The 3,350-nt window shown below is 41.3% G+C and carries 2 protein-coding genes and 1 pseudogene; 2 read left to right on the forward strand and 1 reads right to left on the reverse strand.

Going from position 1 to position 3,350, the window contains the following annotated elements; genetic code table 11:
* Positions 1 to 404, reverse strand: a pseudogene (locus QZT73_RS14500) (SAM-dependent methyltransferase); the annotation flags it as partial.
* Between the two features lie 175 nt (positions 405 to 579).
* On the opposite strand from QZT73_RS14500, the gene QZT73_RS14505 reads away from it, so the two are divergent.
* On the forward strand, positions 580 to 1,908 hold the full coding sequence (locus tag QZT73_RS14505; protein ID WP_291783284.1) for an efflux RND transporter periplasmic adaptor subunit: 1,329 nt from the start codon (positions 580 to 582) through the stop codon (positions 1,906 to 1,908).
* A 29-nt stretch (positions 1,909 to 1,937) separates the two neighbouring features.
* Positions 1,938 to 3,230, forward strand: a complete 1,293-nt coding sequence (locus tag QZT73_RS14510; protein ID WP_291783281.1) for an ABC transporter permease — start codon at positions 1,938 to 1,940, stop codon at positions 3,228 to 3,230.
* Positions 3,231 to 3,350: the final 120 nt, after the last annotated feature.

Raw genomic sequence — 3,350 nt, forward strand, 5'->3', positions numbered from 1 at the left:
GCCTCGAATGGGATTTGATGCACATCCATTTTTACAGTAGCCAAAGGGGATTCTATGTCTCCTGTGATATATTCCAGATTTGGCAATGCCTTCATCCTGTCAATAAAACAAAGCTCCGGGGCAATATGCAGTACCTTCATCGGTTTGGAGAAAAATTCTGTTTCTTTTTGCAGAAACAACCACATCAACCGGTGTCTTTCCAATGCCAGACAATTTGGACAGAGTGCATTTTCCCGTGCTTTTCTTCCATAGGGAAGGAATTTTCTAAAGGAATGGCCGCAAACATTACAGTTTACCTGATTGCCACGGTAAAAGACGGCGAGGACCCTCAGGAAAAAATGGGAGACAAGTTGGAGGTATTTTCTTGGAATATACCGAATGACAAAACTGATAATGGATTTCATGCAATTTTTTGCGGATGGTATGCTATGCTTAAAATTTTTTGCGTTTGCAATTTAACAATCCTAAATCAAAACCCGTCTATAGGGTTATTATTTCAATGGCCTTATTATTTGGTTATTGGAATTAGTTTCAAATGTCTATGTTGTAATTTTGTATTATCTCTTCAACCTGTTGAATATGCGAAACAAAAACCTTTATTATACCCTAGCAGGACTTATTATCCTGATAATCATTTATTTAGCCTTTAGGCCTTCCTCCTCTTCAGATGGAAGGGATATTTTAGCGGAGGTTCAGCGTGGAAAATTCAAGGTGGAAATCACTACTTCCGGTGAATTACAGGCATTAAACTCCATACAGGTAGTGGGACCCAGTGAAGCGAGAAGGTTCAGGGTAGGAAATTTTACCATAGAGGAAATGGTTGATGAAGGAACGGTAGTCAAAAAAGGTGAGTTCATCGCTGCCTTGGATAAGACAGAGCTTTTTGGCCGTTTGGAAGACAAAAGACTTGATTTGGAGCAGACATTGGCCCTATTTGAACAGACACAACTAGATACTTCTTTGGTGCTAAGGCAAGAACGAGACAATATCATCAATTTGGAATATGAGGTCGAGGAAAGGGAACTGATATTGGAGCAGTCCCAATTTGAACCGCCTGCCATCATTAAGCAAAATGAGAATAATGTAGAAAAAGCCAAAAGGGATTTGCAGCAGGCATTGGACCGTTATAGAATCAAATCCATGCAGGAAAAGGCCAGGATGGTCGAAGTATCTGCCAAATTGAGAGATGTGCAGACCGAAGTAAATCAGATGGAAGAAATTCTCGAAAAATTTACGGTAACTGCCCCTCAGAATGGTATGGTCATTTACGTATGGGGTAGGGGAGGAAAGGTAAAAGAAGGCAGTCAGGTCAGTTCCTGGAATCCCGTCGTAGCAAGCCTGCCGGATTTGACAACCATGCAGAGTATCACCTATATCAATGAAGTGGATATACGTAAAGTCAAGATAGGGCAGCGCGTGGAGTTGGGGCTTGATGCTTTTCCCGAAAAGAAGCTTACTGGGGAGGTTACTAAAGTGGCCAATGTTGGGCAACAAAGACCCAATTCAGATGCTAAGGTTTTCGAAGTCACCGTAGTGATCAAGGAAAGTGACCCATTACTTCGTCCTGCAATGACCACAAGCAATACGATCATTGCAGAAGAATTGAATGATGTGGTCTATGTTCCTTTAGAAGCCCTAAATTCCCAAGCAGATTCAATCAATTATGTGTATTTGAAATCTGGTAAAAAACAGGAGGTCAAATTAGGAATTTCCAATACCAATGATGTAGTAGTTGAACTAGGTTTAAATGAAGGGGATGTTGTTTATTTATCCACCCCAGATTGGTCAGGGAGGACCGCCGTCAATTTATTGGAGGAATTGAACGGGAAAAGAAATCCTTCCTTTGATGATATTTCGGCCAATACGCAAACTTTCAATAATAATGCTGAAAGTGAAGACGAATTATGAGGCCAGAAAATTTTGAGAATAAAAGATTGATGGCAAATTTCCAAATTGCTTTGGAAGCTGTGATTGCCAACAGGGTCAGGTCTTTGCTGACAGCTTTGGGGATTATTTTTGGAGTAGCTGCCGTCATTGCCATGCTTGCGATCGGGAATGGTGCCCAGCAGGAAATTTTGGAGCAGATCAAACTCGTTGGCGTAAATAATATAGTCGTCGAACCTGTATCTGAACAAAGAGATGACAGCGTAGATGAGGCCTCTGATTTGGAAGAAGAAAGGGCAAAGTTTTCTCCGGGATTAAAATTACAGGATGTGGAAGCCATTCAGCACACCATTCCTGGGGTGAAAAGGATAAGTCCAGAGATAGAGATAGAGACTTTTTTAGTGCAAAGCGGATTTCGACGTTCAGCCAAGTTGGTAGGAATAACCCCTGCTTATTTTGAGGTACTGGATTTTAATTTGTTAGAAGGAAGGATGTTCAGCGATGACAATATGCGTAACGGGGAACCGGTATGCATCATCGGTAAAGCCGTGGCCAATAAATTTTTCTCCAAAGAGAATCCTATAGGTAAAAGGATCAAAAGTGGCAATCAGTGGTTGGAAATCATTGGGGTGATGGAAGAGCGATATGTCTCGGAACAAAGTATTTCCAAACTGGGTATCCGTGACTTCAATATGGATGTATACATTCCTATTCAAACCATGTTGGTACGTTTCAAAAACAGAGATTTGATCTTGGCATCTAATTTAGAGGACAATAATCGCCGTTCTGACAATTACCATCAATTGGACAAAATAGTTATTCAGGTAGAAGAAAGCGAATCCCTGAACCCTACAGCTGAAGTGGTGAGCAAACTCTTGGAAAGGAGACATAACCAAGTGATAGATTTTGAGGTAACGATTCCAGAATTGCTCCTGAAACAGCAGCAAAGAACGCAGAATATCTTCAATATAGTCTTGGGGGCCATTGCAGGGATATCACTTTTGGTAGGTGGCATTGGTATCATGAACATTATGTTGGCATCTGTTTTGGAAAGGATAAAAGAAATAGGCCTAAGGCTTTCGTTGGGAGCAAAAAAATCCGATATTGTAAATCAGTTTCTTTTCGAAGCCGTCATGATTTCTGTTTCAGGCGGATTGATTGGAGTCATTTTGGGAATCATATTGGCCCAGCTAGTGGCAAAATTCGGGGATTTCCCCACAGTCATTACTTTGCCATCTATACTCTTGTCATTTGGGGTAGCTGCAACAGTGGGTTTGATTTTCGGAATTGCTCCGGCAAGAAAAGCAGCAAGTCAGGATCCTATAACTTCTTTGAGATATGAATAAAAGTTTTTACACAGGGCTTTTGATTGGGTTATTGTTCATTTTACCTGATTTTTCCCATGCACAGGAAAGGGTACAGTTGACCCTGGAAGAAATTGTAGCACGGGCCAAGTCCCGCTCTCC

It is taken from the genome of Cecembia sp., from assembly GCF_007126775.1.
Lineage (GTDB): Bacteria > Bacteroidota > Bacteroidia > Cytophagales > Cyclobacteriaceae > Cecembia.